This is a genomic window from Streptomyces sp. NPDC005574 (assembly GCF_040605435.1).
Lineage (GTDB): Bacteria > Actinomycetota > Actinomycetes > Streptomycetales > Streptomycetaceae > Streptomyces.
In genome coordinates this window covers 1-1471 of record NZ_JBEXCW010000319.1, presented here as the reverse complement: position 1 = coordinate 1471, position 1471 = coordinate 1, and the positions used below count along the sequence as shown (strand labels likewise).

The window sequence follows — 1471 nt, the reverse complement described above, 5'->3', positions numbered from 1 at the left end:
CGACATCGTCCCCGCCGAGCACCGACACCCCACCGCAGCCGACCTGCTCACCTCAGTCGGCACCGATAACCACCAGGTTGTTTCTTGACGGCTTCGGTCGACGGGAAATGGAATTGTGCACGCCACCTTGCCTTCGATGCCCGCAGCTTGGGATTCCTGGGCGAGGTCACGTATCCACCGGTATCAGCTGCTCGACATTTCACTCCGTCCACGCTGGCACGTGGGCGACGATCGATACGAGCAGCCTCTATCAGTGGCGTCTGCATGCGTAAGCCTGCATACAGCCGGCAGTAGCCGTTCAGCCGGCACGGGACCGGAACGATGGTCGGCGGCAGCACGGGGCGGCCTCGGTCTTTGTTGCGGAGACAGCTGTTGTTGTTGAGGATGGCGGACGCTTCTTGAGAAGATGTCTGCATGAATAGTGACATAGCTGTTAATCTGGCTAACGTTGGGGCTTTGCCCAAAGTGCATACATCGCAACTTGAGTCTTTGGCGGAGCCGTGGTTCAACCGCACAGCGGAGACGCCCGAAGAATTCTTTGTGCTGCTCGGTGAGTTGTATGGCGAACGGCTGCTGATATGGAGGTTCTCCTAGGCCATATCGCGGCAGACGACGATCCGGAGCTCATCCTCTACGGCTACTGGAGCGACCCGGGCACAGAGACAGGCAACTACTTCTACCCGGATGCCGTGGAAGCTACCGGAGGGTACGAGGTTCAGCACTACCATGAGGGCACACCACTGGAAGAAACCATGGATGAGGCCCGCGCTCGCGCCTTGAGAAGGCGTTCTGGTTGACCGAGAGTCTTGTTCGAAAGAACACACGCGCTTAAAGACGTAGGGATGCCGGGCGGTTGAACCGTCGCTGGTGCGTCAAATGTCCCGAAAGTGCCACCGCGTGTTGGAAAAAGGCACCCCGAGTCAGGTCGCTTTTGCGGCCTGACTGCCTGGCTGGCGGGTGAGCCGTCTGGTCATGAGGGTGATCGCAGCCCAGGTGATAAGTGTTTCGGAGTGCTGGACGATTCGTTCGTAGTCTCTCGAGTGTCGGCGGGCGTTCATAATCCAGACCAGGGATCGTTCGACGACCCAGCGGCGGGGAAGGATGACAAATCCAGAGGTGTCTTTCGGGCGGCTGACGGTCTTGATGGTCAGGTTCACCAGCGGTGCAGTGTCCAGCTCTGCAGTTCGTCCCGCTGCTCGAAGCCAGCCAGGGGGTTGGCCAGCAGCCGGGTGGCCTCCTCGAAGATCTCCGCTGCCCGATGGTAGGACAGTCGGGCCCGGCCGGTGATCGGGCATGCGTCCAGAGTAGGGGTACCGGTACTACAGCCGGAGATCTTGAGGGTAGGTGATCGGCGGGATCGGTCGGTGGTGCGCCCAGGGCTGTAGCCGGAGCGGAAGTGGGTCGCCGCGGCGTCGGTAGTGGCTGACCTGGGCTCGGGTCTGGTGTAGGCGGCGCCATAACTCGCAGGTCA

The 1471-nt window shown here is 61.0% G+C and carries 1 pseudogene; it reads right to left on the bottom strand.

The window, feature by feature from the left end:
- Window positions 1-953: 953 nt before the first annotated feature.
- Window positions 954-1154 (bottom strand): annotated as a pseudogene (locus ABZT03_RS44470) (transposase); the annotation flags it as partial.
- Window positions 1155-1471 lie beyond the last annotated feature (317 nt).